We start from the raw sequence: 16,813 nt of genomic DNA on the forward strand, positions 1-16,813 counted from the left end.
AGGTCGATGAGCAATACTATCCAGCGCGGCGTATAGCCTTCGGTGAGGTTGAGTTTTAGCACAATGGGTTAAAGGTAATGAGGAATAGGGAATTTTGATAGTTAACCGATTCCCTAAAATTGATACTTAATGAAAAACCATAAGCCGCGTGTGCATTACTTGCCCTGTTGTAAGCCGGGTAACCGTCAATAAATAACTACCATTGTTTAGCGACTGAACAAAAAACCTGATCTGTGAATTGCTTGCATACTGCGTTTCACGCTGCACGAGTTTTCCATCCATCGAAAAACACTCAATACGTACATCTTCACCTTCAAACTGGCCATCTAGTAACACAAAATCTTCCGCTGGATTAGGCCACACAACCATCGTCACCGGATGCTCACTACTCGCATCAACAGACACTACTGAACAATTCACAACTGGCGAAACGGTATAGGCTAACTGTATATACAAAGGACTGGAAAATGTAAGCGGATAATCAATTACAGGAGGCAAAAGAGTTAAAGGAATAATATCTGTGTTGGCTGGCTCAACAAAAGTTTGATACGATTGCATAGTGCAGCCAGCTAAAGGCAAATTACCGGTGGTGGCAATTTCTGATTTATTAAAACTGACCTGACAACTTTGGGAATTGCTCATACAGTGATAGCCATACACATACAAACTCCCATCCGGTGTACGAGAAAAACCAGAATAATGTCCGTTTGTATTTATCAACTTCAGCCCGCGTGCCGCACCTCCGTTAAACGGCCATTCCACAAACTCGGCACCACCGGTGCCAGCTGCACTCCCGATAATGTATGCCGAATCTGTTTTAGCAAGCACTTTACTGAATAAATGAGTAAATGTTTGAGGAAAAATACTGTCGGTTCGGATTACCTGACGATTCAAATCCAGTTGTACAAGAAACAAACCATTGCTTGGATATGAACGATGAAAAATTAGCACTTCAGGCTGTAATTGCTCATTTACCCAAACCGAATTAAAATAACTGACCGGCAATTGCGGGGCTGATATCCGGTAATTCGTTATTCCAACCAAATTAGAAGCAGTGTCCAAAACAACTGCCGCAGTAGAGTAACAACCATAACTACCAATATTATCAGCAAAAATCAGGAGTTGGTTCTGAGTAGTATTTACGATTTCTTTTACCTGCGCAGTGGCATTTATTATCTTTTTGTTCCATAAATAATTGCCTTGTTCATCCAGTTTGCTGAGCATAATATACTTCTCATGTAAGGGTACCGAAGGCGACATGGAGCCCAAACTCGTGGCAATGAAAAGATCACCATAACTTTTTTGAACGACTGATACACCGGAGAAAACTTCGGGATAAGTTAATCCAAGTTTTACTGTCCATTCCTCAATTCCGGTTGCACTAAGTTTAAGCAAATGAAGAGATGATATACCCAGCATGGTTACAAGAATACCTTGTTCACGGGTTTCAATAATCGACCCTACGGATAAATTCTCAAGCGAATCACGAAATGAGGTTGACCATATTACATTACCTTCTGTGTCCAGTCGTAAAATTGTTATTCTGCCCGGCGATCCGGCTCCCTTTATTTCAGCTACAAAACCACCTTCTGAATAAGGAATAATTATTTGGCCCGTTGTGCCGGGTGTTCCATAGTTTTTTTCAATACTAATTGGTTGTGCAGCTATTTTTATACCTGAAAAGGCTGATATGAGTAAAATAAGAAATAATCTAAGCATGACTTGATCTAATTAACATTGAAATATAATCAAATAAACGCTCAATCAAACATACAGTCGCCATTATTGACTATGCAACACTTTCCACTTCCTCACCAGCACCTCCCCCGCCCCCACACCCGTAGCCAGCGCACTCTCCGTAGCAATGCCGTCTAAATAATCGCCGCAAAGCTGCAGGGGTAAATCCCATTGCTGCATGCGTTTCCGCAGCGCCGCCATTTGCTGCAACCGGCCAACCGGAAAACGCGCAATGCCTTCGGTCCAGCGCACAATGTGCATGCCTTCTACTGCGCCGGCACAGTCGGGAAAATGGCGGTTGAGCAGACTTTGTGCTTTCTCCTGCAACGCTTCATCGCTCAGTGCAGAAACTTTTTCCTGCGCATGATCCCAGAAATAAAGCGAAAGCATGCCTTTGCCGGGCGGACAAAACTCCTTGCCGCGAAGGTGTTCGGCTTCTATTTCGCAATATTCGCCGGCAAGCGGATAAAAGCCAATACCGGGCGCATCGTTGGCCGGACGTTTGCTCAGCATCACATGCACAATGCTCATTTTTCCGTAAGCGGTTTCACTTAGCGTTTGTTCCACATCGGCCGGAAGATTTTTACAAACCTGTGCGGCAATATTGCCCGGCAGTGCCACTACAACAGCTTTGGAAGTAATCACTTCGCCGCTTTGCAACGTCACACGGCAGGGCTTTCCGGTTTCAATCCGCGCCACGGCAGTATTTACACGCACCTGCAGTTTTGCAGCAAGCGCTTCGGGCAACACATCCATGCCTTTCCGGTAGGCCCACACGTTATGAAAAAGAACATTCCAGAACGTTTGCCACACAATCAAACGCGAGTTCTGCCTGAAATGGCCGCCCATGGGGCCATTCAGCCCCGGCTCAAGTATTTTCGAAAGCAAATCGTGCCCGCCGTGTTTTTGCAAAAACGCTTCGATGCTTTCATCATCATACCGCGCGGCAGTGTGCAGGCTGTTGCCATGCAGCAAGCTGTTTCCAAGACGAAGCATGCCCCCAAGAAACCGCAGCAAAGCCGGCAACGATGAAAGTGTGAGCAACCCGCGGCGAAAAAGATCGTAAGGACGGCGCGGACGAATAATGTGCAATTTACGTTCAGCTTTTAGTCCGAATGCAAACTCAAACGACTGCTCCATCGCTTTCAGCTGCAACTCCTCACTCAGTTTGCGCATGTGCCTGAAATTATTCCCCAGTATGGTTGCCCCGCGGTCAATTACAAAACCATTTACGCGGTCGGTACTCATTCTTCCGCCCACGCGGCTTTCACGTTCAAGCACACATACGTTCAAACCGGCCTGCTGCAGCGTATAAGCCGCAGCCAGTCCGCTTATTCCGGCACCGGCCACTACCACATCAAAACTGGTTTCGGGCTGCGTATTCATTTTTCGGCGGTTATCATATTCACGGCATACATGCGGTCTTCGCTTACGCGGGTATATTGTTTCTGCAGTCTTGCCAGCCAGGCTTTGTGCTGGGTTACATGATAAATCACAGGACCAAAAATAAGGTAGTTGTGAAAATCAATGCCATGCTCAAACATAATCAGTTTACCGCCACGTTTGAGGATACGACGTGCTTCAGCAAAAATTGTATCGCGCTCGCGGCCTTCGGGTATTTCGTGTGTGCCGAAGCCAAACACCACCACATCGCACGATTCATCGGCCAAAGGGATGCTGTAGTCTTTCGCTTTCACAGGTTTGATGCGGGGTTCGTGAACAGGAGCAGGCTCAAGCGCACGCACATCGCTGATGGCCTGTTCTGACGAAAAGCCGTCTTCCCAGCAGTCGATGGAGTGAATTACAGCTTCGGGCAGCAGGTTGGCAAACTGATAGGTATGCCGGTAGGTGCCAATATGAATATCAGCTAATGTAATTTTTCCGCTCACACCTGCATTTTGCAACATACGCGCAAAATAGTTTCTGGCCGGAGCTCCGTACTGACGGTATAAACCAAAAAGCGAATACATTAACAGCAACACACCCAATGCACCCAAACCCAGCGCACCATACCAAAGCCAGTTCAGTTCAAAAATTAAACCGGCAAGCCCGGCCGGAATACCAACCGAAATAAATACGAGGAAAATTTTACGATAGTCGATACGGCTTACATACACTGCCCGGCCAAAATACCAGCCGGAGGAGGGTTGCTTATTGGGATCTGCCGCAGGATAAAAATGTTTTCGGGTTTTCATAACACACAGGTATTAAATGAATAATGCTGTTTGGTGTGGTAAAGGTAGAGATATTTCCTGAACTTCCAAATATTTTTGAAAGTTTAATTAGTAAAAGATGCGGGCCTTAGGAAACAGACTAATCTGAAAAGCTGGAATGCCAAAACCGGAGACTGGATAATCAGCTCCGGTTTTGGCAGAAGGGGAAATCTATACGAAGAAGCTACCAGGGATGTACAGAACCGTCGTAATTTAAAAACTGACCGCTTTGTGCCGGAGTGAGTTTGAGCAATACATTATCAATTAATTGTTTTACTGCCTGTGCGGTAGTAAAATTGGCTTTCGAGCCGCCCATGTCGGTTTGCACCCAGCCGGGATTTACATTTACCGAAATAATAGCATCACTGCGCAGTTCGGCAGCCATTGATTTATTGAGCACGTTAAGCAGGTTTTTACTTCCCACATACCCGTAATGCCCGCCAAACCCAAGCTGACTTACAGAGCCCAGCCAGCTCGAAATATTGATTACCACAGGCGTTTCACTTGCCGCAAGCAGTTTTCTGAAATGCTTTACCACCAGCAGCGGCGCAATACTGTTTATATGTATTACGTCAAGCATTTCTGCGGCCGAAAGCTGATCGAGGTAAAAGGCGGCAGCCATGCGCGACTTGTCGGCATAATCTTTCGGATTCACACCGGCATTGTTCACAACAAGATCAAGGCGGCCAAAAGTTTGCTGCACCCAACCGGCAAGCGCCGCAAGCTGAGGTTCGCTGGTTACTTCAAGTGCCCTGCCCCACACCTGCTGCGAAGCAGTATTGAGCGAAGCCGCAGCTTCATCGGCCTTTTGCTGATCGCGGGCGGTAAGTACCACACGATAGCCGAGTGCTGAAAGCTGGCGGCACCATTCAAAACCCAAGCCTTTATATGCACCGGTTACCAGCGCTACTTTTTCCTTTTCCATACTCAGTTTACCTGTAAATCCTTCTCAATAATTACTCAGCGTTTGAGCAGTTTGAAACCTATATCGCGTCCTGCCCCCTGAAACATAGCGAGGTTAATCCAGAACCAGGCAAACTGCTCCATAAGTTCAAACTTATCGTTGCCGCCAATGCTGTAGCAGTTTTCAAAACCGGCATCCAGAGCAAGCTGTGTGGCAATTTCACGTCCTTTCACACTGTCGCCTGCCACAAACAAATCGATAGCGGTATTGCCATACACCGGATTAACCATGTTATTGAAGCCCGTGGTGTTAAAGCATTTCACCACATCGCGCGTTTGTGTGTGATCGAGAATGGCTGATGCGGTATTCGTATATCCCGCAGGGCCTCGTCCCATTACAATATTCATGGCATCAATAATTACCTTCCCGGTAGTATCGCCCAGCATCTGTGTCACTTCCACGGCAAGCATGGCGGGTGCGGCTATTAGTATAACATCCGAAATCTGTACAGCTTCTTTCACGGTAAACGCACGTATGTTGGCGTGCTTGAGTAACTCTTTGCCTTTGAAATTTCCGGTATCGCGCACGCCGAGATTAATTTCATGACCGCGTGCAGCCCAGTGTGCAGCCAGCGCGCCGCCTACATTTCCTGTTCCAATTATGGCTATTTTCATGGTGTATGTATTTGTATGATACTGAAGTTAGTGAACTGTAATGCTGTTTGAGCTGCGTAAATCATTAAAATAAAAATCCGCGTTCCGGTTCCTTTTTCGCCGGTAAATCAGTTTCGCCGAGCATTTCACGCAAATCGCGCTCCACAGTGTTGCACAATGCCGTGAGCGGTACATCGGTAATTTTGTTCTCAAACGGATCTTCATTCACCTCACCTACTTTACCGATAATGGCAAATACAAACGAGAGAATGAAGGATACCGGCACCACAAGGTAGCCGATTTGCATGCGAAAGAAATCGCCGGTGAGTGAAAAGGGGAGTAATAGTATAAACGTGTAAAGAAACACGCGTGTAAAAAAATCGTATTGCCTGAGCAATGGTGTATTCTTTATCCGTTCGCAACCACCCTGATAATTAGCCAGCGCCAGCAATTGTCCCTCCATCTGGAAACTGTCGAATCCTCCGAGTGTACCGTTACTCATGGCTGCATAAATTTTCTTCCCGGCAAGCAGGTGAAGGTAGTTGGGTTTGTTTTGCACCTTTTGCAAAGCGTCAAATTCTTCCCCAGTCAGCAAATGGCGCAGTTCCTGCCAGCTGTTTTCGCGGCGCAGATGCAGACGCAGTGCATGTGCCCACGCAATGGTTACGTAAATCATTTCACGCTTAAACACTTCGCTGCGACTGCTTTCGTAGTTGGGCTGGTGGGCATGACTATCGGTAAATGTAATGATGAGTCTGCCGAGTACGCGGCTTGAGTTGATGATACCGCCCCAAAGCGTGCGTGCTTCCCACCAGCGGCTGTAGGCACTGTTGTTGCGAAAGGCGATAAAAATAGCCAGCGCACTGCCCAGTATGGCTGCAATGGAAAACGGCAAACTTACTTCCAGCAGTTTTTGCCGGTAAAGCCAATAGGCCAACGCAGAAATGAAAAGCGAAAACATCAATTCGGTTTTCACATACTGCACCACTTTAAGCGGGTTGAAATTGCGTTTGAGTATCATGCTTAAAATAAATGACGAATGAAAACACCGGCATTGGTGTTTTGTACATATACACTGCGACCAAAAAAGCTTACATCTGCACCGGCCCCAAACTGAAACTGCCATGCGTCAAGACCAACCCTGAAACGCTGTACAAAACTTTGCGGCACATCAGCTGCAAGCTGCAGCGTATTGATACTTTCAAACTGCGTAAACAGTTTTATTTTATCGCTGAGTCTGGGAGTGAGGCGCAGCAGCAAAAAATAATCGAGCGAAGGCTGCCGTTTGAGTTCGCTTACTAACCACGAAAAAACAGTAACGTGGTTTTTCATCCATGCATACTGCATGCCTGCTTTTGCATACACACCTGTGTAAAGCACCTGCCCCACCAGCACCGGCGCAAAGCCCCGTGCACGTGCATGATTCCACGATACGGCATTGGTGAGCCCGAACTGCGGCAAAAAGCTGGCTGACGTAATACGGTAATCAACTGCCGCACGGCTGCGGTTGAAAAACAACCAGCGCGACGATGTGGTGTCGTTCTTTTTGAAGAACCGGAAAAACATCACATCGGCTGTAGCCCGCTGCTGCCCGGCAAAAAACTCAACCGGAATTTGTGCCAGGGCTGCACTTCCCGAAAGAAATGCAGCCACGCACCACATAAGCCGTTTACTTTTCATTGGAAAGCAGTCCTACCTTATTACCCTCGCTGTCGATAAGAATAGCCGCAAAGCCAAACTTACCGAGATCAATTTCGGCAGCCAGTATTTTGCCGCCGGCATTTTCTGCACGCTTCACCGCCGCATGCAGCGGCCCGAATGCGTTGAGGTAAATCAGCGCGCCGTCGGCCGAGGGCTTGAGGTCGGGCCGCACCACAATGGAGCCGCCAACTGCTTCGCCCGTACCAAAAGGCACATTGAAAAGAATTAAGTCGCCGTTACCAAATGTGCCTTTACGCACATTGCCGTCGAGCACGGCGGTGTAGAATGCAAATGCGCGCTCAAGATCAAGTGCAGGCAGTTCGAACCAGTTTAGTGCGTGTGCCATATTATTGAACGTTTAAAAGTTCAACCACCAGCTCAGCCGCAGCAGCACCCGAATTTTGCTGCTGTCCGGTAATCAGGTTTCCGTCCTGAATTACATACGAGGAAAACGGCGCGGCCACTTTAAACGTGGTGCCATGCAGCTTGCGGGCCTCGTCCTCAATGCGGTAAGGCTGTATCTTCTGCCCCACAGCCTGATCGGCAAAGTCTTCTTCGGCATTGGCAAAGCCTGTCCACGTTTTACCGTTCACCAGCAGTTCGCCGTTTGATTTTTTTGCATCGAGCAGCAGTGCGGTGGAATGACACACGGCAGCAGCTGGTTTACCCGCTTCGTAAAACGAGGCAAAAAGTTGCTGCAGCGCTTCGTTACCACGGAATGTGTACATGGGCCCTTGTCCGCCCACCAGAAACACCGCAGCATAGTCATGGTGACTTACCTCGCTCAGCTTGCGAGTATTTTCCAGCCGTTGCTTAAAATCGGCTTTCTGCAAGTAACCCAGCGAAATCACATCGTGCGCCGAATAGCCGCTCGCATCATTCGGATCCGAGTAACCGTCCATCATTACCATACCGCCTTCGGTAGAAACAAATTCCGTTTCAAAACCGGCTTCCTCAAACACACGCAGCGGATGCGTAAGCTCAGCCGCCCAGAAACCTATGGGCCAGCCCGTTTGACCTGATACAGCCGGCGAACTCAGCACCAGCAGAATTTTTCCCTTTGCAGGCGCACCATGAAAGTGCACATACTTCACTTGTTCTTTTACAGTTGACATATTATGTAGTGTGATCGATGAATGAATGAACGCCATGTCCGTTAACTGAAATTTTCTTCCGCATCAGCACAGCGTTTGTTGTTTTCACACTGCAAATCTGGCAACATGTATTACCTTAGTCAATATACTTACTCTTTAAAGCGATACTCACTTTTAGGAAAGTATCAGTAAAATCAACACATACAGCACATGCCTGAATTTCTCTTCAACAACAAACTCTACTACAATCCAGTTGAATTTGCCATGGATCGCATTGGCGGTACCTGGAAAATGCCTGTACTCTGGCGGCTGCGCGATGGCAAAAAACGCTACAGCGAACTCAAAAACGATATTCCGCACATCACCCATAAAATGCTCACCAGCCAGCTCCGCGAACTTGAAGAAGAAGGCTTCATTACCCGAAAGGTGTATGCAGTGGTGCCGCCAAAGGTGGAATACAGCTTAACCGCACGCGGCAAACGCGCTATTGTGGTGGTTGATTATATCCGTAATTATGGGTTGGAATTGATGAAGGAATTCGGGGTGAAGGAGAAAAAGGCGGGTAGTGGGAAAACTACAGGTAAAATAAAAAGAGGCAACGCGAAAAGCTGAGGTCTCAGATTCAGGTTTTTGTGGAGAAACACAGAGCGGGGAAAAGAAAATACGACTGTGTAGGGAAGCTGGTAAAGAGCGAGTAAGAGAACGAGAGCGAGGGAAAGAAATACGATTGTGTAGGGAAGTTGGTAAAGAGCGAGTAAGAGAACGAGAGCGGGGGAAAGAAAATACGATTGTGTAGGGAAGCTGGTAAAGAGCGAGTAAGAGAACGAGAGCGGGGGAAAGCAAATACGACTGTGTAGGGAAGCTGGCGAAGAGCGAGAATGAGAACGAGAGCGGGGGAAAGAAAGTACGACTGTGTAGGGAAGCTGGTAAAGAGCGAGTAAGAGAACGAGAGCGGGGGAAAGAAAGTACGACTGTGCAGGGAAGCTGGTAAAGAGCGAGAATGAGAACGAGAGCGGGGGAAAGAAAGTACGACTGTGTAGGGAAGCTGGTAAAGAGCGAGTAAGAGAACGAGAGCGGGGGAAAGAAATACAATTGTGTAGGGAAGCTGGTAAAGAGCGAGAATGAGAACGAGAGCGGGGAAAAGAAAATACAATTGTGTAGGGAAGCTGGTAAAGAGCGAGAATGAGAACGAGAGCAAAAAAAACAGAGCGAGGAACATCGCTCTCGCTCTGTTCCTCGCTCTGTATCCGTACCCGAGGCGGGACTTGAACCCGCACGGCCGCAAGGCCAAGGGATTTTAAGTCCCTCGTGTCTACCGATTCCACCACCCGGGCTTGCATCAACGGTTTAGGTTGGTTGCAAAAAAAAAGCCGGATATACCGGCTTTTGGAGCGGAAAACGAGGTTCGAACTCGCGACCTCAACCTTGGCAAGGTTGCGCTCTACCAACTGAGCTATTTCCGCAGGTGTTTCTAAAGAACGTCCCAAACCGTTCGTGTTGATTTGGGAGCACAAAAATAGTGCTGTGTTTCAATTCTGCAAAATTTTTTACGTCTTTTTTACAAATCACTGTAAATCAGCCCGCCGAATTTGCTTTTGAAGGCGCGGCGGGCTGATTTGGACGGGGATGTGTATGCTTTCAGAACCAATGAGGCTGCCTTATTTCGGGTCGGCCTGAATCATGACCTGCTGCGAGGGGCCGTTCATGAGGATTACTTTGGCGTTTTGCGACAGCGCCAGTTCGCGCATGGCCTGAATTTGCAGCCATTGCAGGGTGGTATCGTTGAGGCCTTGTCCTACTATTTGCTGGGCATCGCGCACGCCCTCGGCTTCTATGCGTTTGCGTTCGGCTTCAAGACGTTCGCGCTGAAGCACAAACTGCATTTGCTGCGCTTCCTGCTCGGCTTTCAGCTTCTGCTCAATGGCCTGTGCAAGTCCGGGCGGGAGCTGAATGCTTTTGAGCAGCACCTGTTCAATTTCAAAGCCCCGTGCATTGAGCACGGCATTCATGCTGTCGGCTATTTCCTTTTCAATGATGGCGCGGGCACTCGAATACATGTCTTTGGCATCATAGCGCGCTGTGGCATCGGCCGCTTTGGAGCGGAACACGCTTAAAATCATCACACTCTCATAATCAGGCCCGATGGTTTCGATGATTTTCGAAGCCATTTCGGGCTTGATGTGGTAAAGAATGGATACACTGGTTGACACGTTTACACCTTCCTTCGAGGGCAGATCGAGCCTCAGCTCCACATTCTGCGTGCGGATGGGCACTTTAATAATACGTGTGGTAAACGGGAAAAACAGCTTGGCTCCGGGTTGTATGGTTTTCGGATCCAGTTTTCCCAAACGGCGCTTCACCCCTACCTCTCCCTGCCTGATTACTGTACAGCCCGTTAAAATGGCTACCAAAATGGTAACCACAATCATCATTTTTCCTGAGATAAGTTTCATATTATACTGTTTTTAAGGGTTTTATTTGTACTGTAAGAAACACACAAACCCTGCCGTTGTGCAGGAAATACGATTAAAAGCCTGTTAAACAAATTGTTTATTTCCATAGAAATGCGCTACATTTAAACTGCAAATCAGCACCACTGAAACGAACTAAACTATCTATACAAAATGCCACACAAACTCAATAAACCGCTGGCGGGCTATCATCTGCTGATGATTCTCTCTCAGGTTGACGGTAAATTTGACAAGGAAGCGGGCGATATTATCGTAGAATACCTCCGGGAAAATTTCCCCTTCCGCGTAAACCTCGATTACGAAATAGAAGAACTCAGCATGCTTACACCCGATCAGTATGAAGCCCATTTTGAGCGGTGTATGAATGATTTTTACGATGATTCAACCGACGATGAGCGTAATCATTTCCTCGATTTTGCCGTGAAACTTACCAAAACGGATAATGTGATTTCAGAAAACGAAAATCACTACCTCGCTCTGCTGTTCAACGCCTGGGCGCCGGAGTTTGAGGAAGAAGTATGATCGGCTGCTGACGGAAGAGCCAACAAACAAACAAGTGAATACGCTCATCAACTGCGGGAAACTATGTCAGCAAAACTGACATAATTTCCCGCTTTTTTTGTGAAGTCTGTGAGTTTGCGCGATAAAGCCGGTGAAACCCGGTGACGGGTTTACTTCCCGCCAATCAATTTCTTAATTTCATTCAGCTTCATCAACGCCTCTACCGGGGTGAGCTGATTGATGTCGGTTTGCAGAATTTCTTCCTTGATTTGTTCGAGCACAGGATCATCGAGCTGGAAGAAGCTGAGCTGAAAGTTTTCTTCCTGCTGCTTAACGGCTTTCTGCTTTTTAGGGCTGTTCATGAGTTCGCCGGCGCTGTGCGATTTTTCCAGCTGCACGAGTACTTCGCCGGCACGTTCTACCACTTTGCGCGGCATACCGGCCATGCGGGCCACGTGAATACCAAAGCTGTGTTCGCTGCCGCCGGGCACGAGTTTGCGCATGAACAGTACTTTATTGCCTACTTCCTTTACACTTACATTGAAATTGCGGATACGCGGAAAGCGTTCGGCCATTTCATTAAGTTCGTGATAGTGTGTGGCAAAAAGTGTTTTGGCGCGCGCGGTGGGATGCTCATGCAGAAACTCGGCAATGGACCAGGCAATGGAAATACCGTCGTAGGTGCTTGTGCCGCGGCCTATTTCATCGAGCAGTACAAGGCTGCGCATGGAAAGGTTGTTGAGGATGCTGGCCGTTTCGTTCATCTCCACCATAAAGGTTGATTCACCGGAAGAGATGTTGTCGCTTGCGCCCACGCGCGTAAAGATTTTATCCACCAGCCCGATTTCGGCGTGTGTGGCCGGCACAAAACAACCTATTTGCGCCAGCAGCACAATGAGCGCCGTTTGCCGCAGCAGGGCAGATTTACCGGCCATGTTGGGACCTGTAATCATTAACACCTGCTGGTGTTCGGGATCGAGGTAAATATCATTGGCAATGTAAGGCTCGCCGGGCGGAAGCTGCTGCTCGATAACCGGATGGCGGCCGCTTTTGATATCAATGATGTACGAATCGTTGATGTGCGGACGCACGTAGCCGTGTTGCTGTGCCAGCGTGGCAAAACCAATAAAGCAATCGAGCCGGGCAAGCTGCACGGCATTGTGCTGAATGGGCACAATCCACTCGGCCAGCGTACTCACCAGACCGGCAAACAACCTTGCCTCAATGGCCAGCATTTTTTCTTCGGCACCCAGAATTTTTTCTTCGTACTCTTTGAGTTCGGGCGTAATGTAGCGTTCGGCGTTTACCAGTGTTTGCTTGCGTATCCACTCGGCCGGCACCTTGTCTTTGTGCGCGTTGGTTACTTCGAGGTAATAGCCGAACACGTTGTTAAACGCCACTTTGAGCGAGGTGATGCCCGTGCGTTCACTTTCGCGCTGCTGAATTTGCAGCAGGTAATCTTTTCCCGAGTACGCCAGGTGGCGAAGCTCATCGAGCTCGGCATCCACGCCGGTGGCAATTACGTTGCCTTTGTTGACCAATGCCGGAGGATCGGCGCTGAGTTCGTGGGCAATGCGGCTGCGGATGGCCGTGCAAAGATTGATTTGTCCGGCAATGGCCTGCAGTGCCGGTTCCGATTCGCAGCCCTGCTGTATTTCGGGCAGCACATCGAGCGCACGGCGCAGCTGCAATAGTTCGCGCGGGTTGATGCGTGCGGCAGCGGCTTTGGCCACAAGGCGTTCGAGATCGCCGGTTTGTTTGATGAGTTCGGCCATCTGTTCGCGCAGCGTGGCATTGCCCAGCAAAGCCTGCACGCGCTCAAGACGATCGTTTATGCCCGCTGCATCTTTAAGCGGCAGCGCCAGCCAGCGTTTGAGCAAACGCGCGCCCATGGGCGAAACCGTGCGGTCGATTACATCAATAAGTGTGCGGGCATTATCGTTTGGTGAGGCAAACAGCTCAAGGTTGCGCATCGTGAAGCGGTCGAGCCACACGTGGCTGTCTTCTTCAATGCGTGCAATGCCTGCAATATGCTGTACGCGCTCGTGCTGTGTTTCGCTGAGGTAGTGCAGCGCGGCGCCTGCGGCAATTACACCGGCCGGCATGTTTTCGATACCAAAGCCTTTGAGCGAAAGTGTGCCGAAATGGCTGAGCAGTTTTTCCTGGGCAAAGGTTTCGGTAAACACCCAGTCTTCGAGACCGAAGATGTACATCTTTTCGCCGAAGTGTTCGGTGAAGGTGGTACGGCGGTTTTTCTGGAAAAGTACTTCGCTTGGCTTCAGGCCCTGCAGGAGTTTTTCGATGTAAGCCATATCGCCCTGCGCCACCAGAAACTCGCCGGTGGACACATCGAGAAAAGCTGCGCCGGTGAGGCGTTCGCCAAGATGCACCGCTGCCAGAAAATTGTTGGAGCGGTGATCGAGAATTTTATCGTTGAATGAAACGCCGGGGGTGAGCAGCTCGGTAACGCCGCGTTTTACAATGGTTTTGGTGAGCTTGGGATCTTCGAGCTGATCGCAGATGGCCACGCGCATGCCGGCGCGCACGAGTTTGGGAAGGTAGCTGTCGAGCGAATGATGCGGAAAACCGGCCAGTTCAATGTGCGAGGCGGCGCCATTGGCGCGTTTGGTGAGCACAATGCCCAGCACGGCGGCGGCGCGTTTGGCATCCTCGCCAAAGGTTTCGTAAAAATCGCCCACGCGGAAAAGCAGCAGGGCATCAGGGTATTTCGCCTTGATGCTGTTGTACTGCTTCATAAGCGGTGTTTCGGCGGGTTCGCCGTTCGGACCGGCCTTCGCTTTTGCCATAGTGGGGCAAAAATAGCGGTAAACGGGTGGTTAAGTATGGCAAACTTGTGAACAGAATTAAGGTTTTCTGTTAATTTCGCAGTGAAATTACACGCTCCACACGCATTTTATCTAAACCTCTTTTATGCGAATTTCCATAATCGGCTGCGGCAATATGGGGCTTGTATATGCCCGTGCATTTACGCGCTACAACTTGGTAAAACCCGGCAAGCTCCTGCTGGCCGAGAAAAACGAAGCACGCCGCGATGAACTCCGTCATTTTCACCTGGGCGAAGTAGTTCTGGTAAATGACCCCGCCATATTGGAAAGTGATGTGTTGATTCTGGCCGTGAAACCGCAGGATTTTCCGGATGTGGCGCCGCAATTCCGAAACCGCCTGAAGCCGGGCACAGTGGTACTTTCCATTATGGCAGGCATCAGGCTGGCGCAACTGGAGGAAATGCTGGGACACACCACGCTGGTGCGTGCCATGCCCAATGCACCTGTAGAAGTGGGCATGGGCATAACCGGCTTCAGCGCCCACCTCTCGGCCACACGGGCACAGATACAGAAAGTGGAACACCTGCTGGCCAGCACCGGCCGCACCTTGTATTTCGAAGATGAATCGCTGCTGGATGCCGTAACGGCGCTCAGTGGCAGCGGTCCGGCCTATTTCTACTACATTCTGCAGGCCATGATTGATGCCGGCAAACACCTCGGCCTTTCCGAAACCGAAAGCAGTTTGCTGGTAAAACATACCATGAACGGGGCCTTCCAGCTGGTAAATAATTCAAACCGGCCGTTTAACGAACTCATCAAAGCAGTAGCTTCACGCGGCGGTACTACGGAAGCAGCACTGAATGTATTTGAAGAAAAAGGCCTGCACAATACCATTGTGGAAGGAATTATCCGTGCCGAAGAACGCTCACGTCAGCTCTCCGAAAATACCTCTAAACCCGATCCAACCCTCAGCCAACCTGATTCACAATTGTAGCCGCTCAGCAATTACACACCTGCATTACGAACGCAGTTCCAAATCAGGCGCATTTGCAAAGAAAAAGTCGTCGGGCAGAAAATAGTTGTATCTTACGCCCAAGTCACTGGATCTGGTATTCTCTTCTGCTGCTCTGGCCCCCGCCTTTTATGCAGTTTTTTCTACTCTTTCCTGAAATCGTGTACTGCAAAAACGTCCTGCAGCTCACGACCCAATTTGCATCTTTCCCTGACTTAGGGCAAGATTCAGGACCGTGTGCCGAGCACTGGTTTTTATACAAAACAGGAATATGCAGAAAGTACGTTTTGCCAACGATCATAAATTATTTACGGCTGCACTCAAGAGTAAGGTAAATAATTACTTCGCCCAGAATAACCTCAAACCCGTTGGAGATTTCAGGCTGTATATCAAAACCATCGTTTTCATTACGCTGGCAGTAAGTTGTTATGCCGTGTTAATGATTGATGTATTACCCAATTGGGCGGCACTGCTTACCTGTGCCTTGCTTGGCATTTCATTCGCCGGAATCGGATTTAATATTATGCACGATGGCGGACACAACAGCTATTCGAATAAAAAATGGGTGAATGAACTAATGGCTTATTCACTCAATCTGCTTGGAGGTAATATTTATCTCTGGAAAATCAAACACAACTACAATCATCATTCATTCACCAATATTGACGGGATTGATGAAGATATTGACATACGTCCTTTTCTGCGCACCGGCAACGACCAGCCCCTGCACCGCTATCACCGCTATCAGCATATTTACTGGGTGGTGCTTTATGGTATGGTTTACTTTGCCTGGATTTACATTAAGGATTTTAAAAAATATTTCGGAGGGAGAATTGCAGACACCCAATTCAGAAAAATGAGCCGTGGTGAACATTTCATTTTCTGGATCAGCAAGCTGCTTTATCTCGGTATTTTCATTGCACTGCCCTCGCTGCGTCTCGGACTGCTGCCTGTGTTAACCGGCTACGCAGTAATGTCTGTGGTGTGCGGTTTCATTCTGGGTATTGTGTTTCAAATGGCACATGTAACTGAAGGTACAAGTGTGCATTCAACCCAAAAGGGAAAAGCCAGCGATATGAGCGACTGGTTTGTGCATCAGCTGCAGACTACTGCAAACTTCAGTACAAAAAGCAAATTCGTTTCATGGTTTGCCGGCGGACTCAATTTTCAGGTTGAGCATCATTTGTTTCCTCAAATCAGTCATGTGCATTACCCGGCCATTAATTTGCTGGTAAAGGATACGTGCAAAGAATACAACATCCGTTATTCGGAATATCCCACTTTCCTCGCTGCCGTTAAATCGCACGTGGAATACTTAAAGACTGTTGGCCGGCAGTAAACACAATTTCAGGCCGGGTGCACTTATCGTGCATCTGTTTCAATACTAATCATTCAATACAATGAAAACAGGTAAAGTAAAATTTTTCAATCAAACCAAAGGCTTTGGTTTTATTACTGATGACAGCAACGGACAGGAAATTTTCGTTCACATCAGCGGAACCAGAGACGAAATTCGTCAGGACGATCAGGTTACGTTTGATACAGAAGAGGGCAAAAAAGGCCTTAATGCCGTAAATGTGCGCATTGCATAACGCGCTGCTTCATTCTATGAGCCTGACAGGAAATTTTGATTTGATTTTGATGAATTTTTAAATTGATTGAGGCGCTTTTTGACCGGATATCCGGAAGGTCACTGAGAAAAAAGCCAGGAAAAGCAATCAAAAAAGGCATGAGATCATTA

The 16,813-nt window shown here is 48.4% G+C and carries 16 protein-coding genes and 2 tRNA genes; 5 read left to right on the forward strand and 13 right to left on the reverse strand.

From position 1 onward, the window contains the following. Positions 1-126 precede the first annotated feature (126 nt). The 9 genes from IM638_07580 to IM638_07620 all read right to left on the reverse strand — a co-directional run bounded on the left by IM638_07580 (position 127) and on the right by IM638_07620 (position 8,323). Positions 127-1,719 (reverse strand): T9SS type A sorting domain-containing protein, encoded by a 1,593-nt coding sequence (locus tag IM638_07580; protein ID MCA6362885.1) that lies wholly within the window; start codon positions 1,717-1,719, stop codon positions 127-129. Positions 1,720-1,782: 63 nt separating this feature from the next. Beyond that, complete coding sequence (locus IM638_07585; GenBank protein ID MCA6362886.1) at positions 1,783-3,123, reverse strand: FAD-dependent oxidoreductase; 1,341 nt, start codon at positions 3,121-3,123, stop codon at positions 1,783-1,785. Continuing rightward, positions 3,120-3,932 (reverse strand): methyltransferase domain-containing protein, encoded by an 813-nt coding sequence (locus IM638_07590; GenBank protein ID MCA6362887.1) that lies wholly within the window; start codon positions 3,930-3,932, stop codon positions 3,120-3,122. Before IM638_07590 ends, IM638_07585 begins: the two co-directional genes overlap by 4 nt. Positions 3,933-4,134: 202 nt before the next feature. After that, complete coding sequence (locus tag IM638_07595; GenBank protein ID MCA6362888.1) at positions 4,135-4,875, reverse strand: SDR family oxidoreductase; 741 nt, start codon at positions 4,873-4,875, stop codon at positions 4,135-4,137. Between the two features lie 35 nt (positions 4,876-4,910). Next, positions 4,911-5,528: an NAD(P)-binding domain-containing protein gene (locus IM638_07600; protein MCA6362889.1), complete on the reverse strand. Its 618-nt coding sequence runs from the start codon at positions 5,526-5,528 to the stop codon at positions 4,911-4,913. A 64-nt stretch (positions 5,529-5,592) separates the two neighbouring features. Next, on the reverse strand, positions 5,593-6,528 hold the full coding sequence (locus tag IM638_07605) for a hydrogenase (protein ID MCA6362890.1): 936 nt from the start codon (positions 6,526-6,528) through the stop codon (positions 5,593-5,595). Positions 6,529-6,530: 2 nt separating this feature from the next. Continuing rightward, positions 6,531-7,187, reverse strand: a complete 657-nt coding sequence (locus tag IM638_07610; protein ID MCA6362891.1) for a hypothetical protein — start codon at positions 7,185-7,187, stop codon at positions 6,531-6,533. Next, a complete protein-coding gene (locus IM638_07615; protein ID MCA6362892.1) occupies positions 7,177-7,554 on the reverse strand; it encodes a VOC family protein in 378 nt (125 codons plus the stop codon). The genes IM638_07610 and IM638_07615 overlap by 11 nt, the downstream gene beginning before the upstream one ends. Before the next feature lies 1 nt (position 7,555). Further along, entirely contained in the window at positions 7,556-8,323 is a 768-nt protein-coding gene (locus IM638_07620) for a type 1 glutamine amidotransferase domain-containing protein (protein MCA6362893.1), read from the reverse strand. A 189-nt stretch (positions 8,324-8,512) separates the two neighbouring features. On the opposite strand from IM638_07620, the gene IM638_07625 reads away from it, so the two are divergent. Beyond that, entirely contained in the window at positions 8,513-8,914 is a 402-nt protein-coding gene (locus IM638_07625; protein MCA6362894.1) for a helix-turn-helix transcriptional regulator, read from the forward strand. Positions 8,915-9,552: 638 nt separating this feature from the next. Here IM638_07625 and IM638_07630 read toward each other — a convergent pair. The 3 genes from IM638_07630 to IM638_07640 form a co-directional block, all read right to left on the reverse strand. Further along, positions 9,553-9,636, reverse strand: a tRNA-Leu gene (locus tag IM638_07630). Between the two features lie 53 nt (positions 9,637-9,689). Beyond that, a tRNA-Gly gene (locus IM638_07635) sits at positions 9,690-9,765 on the reverse strand. A 195-nt stretch (positions 9,766-9,960) separates the two neighbouring features. Continuing rightward, entirely contained in the window at positions 9,961-10,755 is a 795-nt protein-coding gene (locus tag IM638_07640) for a prohibitin family protein (GenBank protein ID MCA6362895.1), read from the reverse strand. Between the two features lie 171 nt (positions 10,756-10,926). Between IM638_07640 and IM638_07645 the strand changes: the two genes are divergently transcribed. Then, positions 10,927-11,295 (forward strand): TerB family tellurite resistance protein, encoded by a 369-nt coding sequence (locus IM638_07645; protein ID MCA6362896.1) that lies wholly within the window; start codon positions 10,927-10,929, stop codon positions 11,293-11,295. A 149-nt stretch (positions 11,296-11,444) separates the two neighbouring features. Here the strand turns inward: IM638_07645 and mutS are convergent, their stop codons facing one another. Next, complete coding sequence (gene mutS / locus IM638_07650) at positions 11,445-14,081, reverse strand: DNA mismatch repair protein MutS (protein MCA6362897.1); 2,637 nt, start codon at positions 14,079-14,081, stop codon at positions 11,445-11,447. Positions 14,082-14,205: 124 nt separating this feature from the next. Here mutS and IM638_07655 point away from each other — a divergent pair, with 124 nt between their 5' ends. The 3 genes from IM638_07655 to IM638_07665 all read left to right on the forward strand — a co-directional run bounded on the left by IM638_07655 (position 14,206) and on the right by IM638_07665 (position 16,664). Then, positions 14,206-15,054, forward strand: a complete 849-nt coding sequence (locus tag IM638_07655; GenBank protein ID MCA6362898.1) for a pyrroline-5-carboxylate reductase — start codon at positions 14,206-14,208, stop codon at positions 15,052-15,054. 289 nt (positions 15,055-15,343) lie between these two features. After that, on the forward strand, positions 15,344-16,411 hold the full coding sequence (locus tag IM638_07660; GenBank protein MCA6362899.1) for an acyl-CoA desaturase: 1,068 nt from the start codon (positions 15,344-15,346) through the stop codon (positions 16,409-16,411). Between the two features lie 61 nt (positions 16,412-16,472). Beyond that, positions 16,473-16,664 (forward strand): cold shock domain-containing protein, encoded by a 192-nt coding sequence (locus tag IM638_07665; protein MCA6362900.1) that lies wholly within the window; start codon positions 16,473-16,475, stop codon positions 16,662-16,664. Positions 16,665-16,813: the final 149 nt, after the last annotated feature.

Source organism: Bacteroidota bacterium (assembly GCA_020402865.1).
Lineage (GTDB): Bacteria > Bacteroidota > Bacteroidia > Palsa-965 > Palsa-965.

Bases quoted from the DNA above. Each gene is read 5' to 3' on its own strand.
- IM638_07665 (MCA6362900.1), top strand. From the start codon at position 16,473: ATGAAAACAGGTAAAGTAAAATTTTTCAATCAAACCAAAGGCTTTGGT.
- IM638_07620 (MCA6362893.1), bottom strand. From the start codon at position 8,323: ATGTCAACTGTAAAAGAACAAGTGAAGTATGTGCACTTTCATGGTGCG.
- IM638_07625 (MCA6362894.1), top strand. From the start codon at position 8,513: ATGCCTGAATTTCTCTTCAACAACAAACTCTACTACAATCCAGTTGAA.
- IM638_07655 (MCA6362898.1), top strand. From the start codon at position 14,206: ATGCGAATTTCCATAATCGGCTGCGGCAATATGGGGCTTGTATATGCC.
- IM638_07605 (MCA6362890.1), bottom strand. From the start codon at position 6,528: ATGATACTCAAACGCAATTTCAACCCGCTTAAAGTGGTGCAGTATGTG.
- IM638_07610 (MCA6362891.1), bottom strand. From the start codon at position 7,187: ATGAAAAGTAAACGGCTTATGTGGTGCGTGGCTGCATTTCTTTCGGGA.
- IM638_07660 (MCA6362899.1), top strand. From the start codon at position 15,344: ATGCAGAAAGTACGTTTTGCCAACGATCATAAATTATTTACGGCTGCA.
- IM638_07590 (MCA6362887.1), bottom strand. From the start codon at position 3,932: ATGAAAACCCGAAAACATTTTTATCCTGCGGCAGATCCCAATAAGCAA.
- IM638_07600 (MCA6362889.1), bottom strand. From the start codon at position 5,528: ATGAAAATAGCCATAATTGGAACAGGAAATGTAGGCGGCGCGCTGGCT.
- IM638_07640 (MCA6362895.1), bottom strand. From the start codon at position 10,755: ATGAAACTTATCTCAGGAAAAATGATGATTGTGGTTACCATTTTGGTA.
- IM638_07615 (MCA6362892.1), bottom strand. From the start codon at position 7,554: ATGGCACACGCACTAAACTGGTTCGAACTGCCTGCACTTGATCTTGAG.
- IM638_07585 (MCA6362886.1), bottom strand. From the start codon at position 3,123: ATGAATACGCAGCCCGAAACCAGTTTTGATGTGGTAGTGGCCGGTGCC.
- IM638_07580 (MCA6362885.1), bottom strand. From the start codon at position 1,719: ATGCTTAGATTATTTCTTATTTTACTCATATCAGCCTTTTCAGGTATA.
- IM638_07645 (MCA6362896.1), top strand. From the start codon at position 10,927: ATGCCACACAAACTCAATAAACCGCTGGCGGGCTATCATCTGCTGATG.
- IM638_07595 (MCA6362888.1), bottom strand. From the start codon at position 4,875: ATGGAAAAGGAAAAAGTAGCGCTGGTAACCGGTGCATATAAAGGCTTG.
- mutS (MCA6362897.1), bottom strand. From the start codon at position 14,081: ATGGCAAAAGCGAAGGCCGGTCCGAACGGCGAACCCGCCGAAACACCG.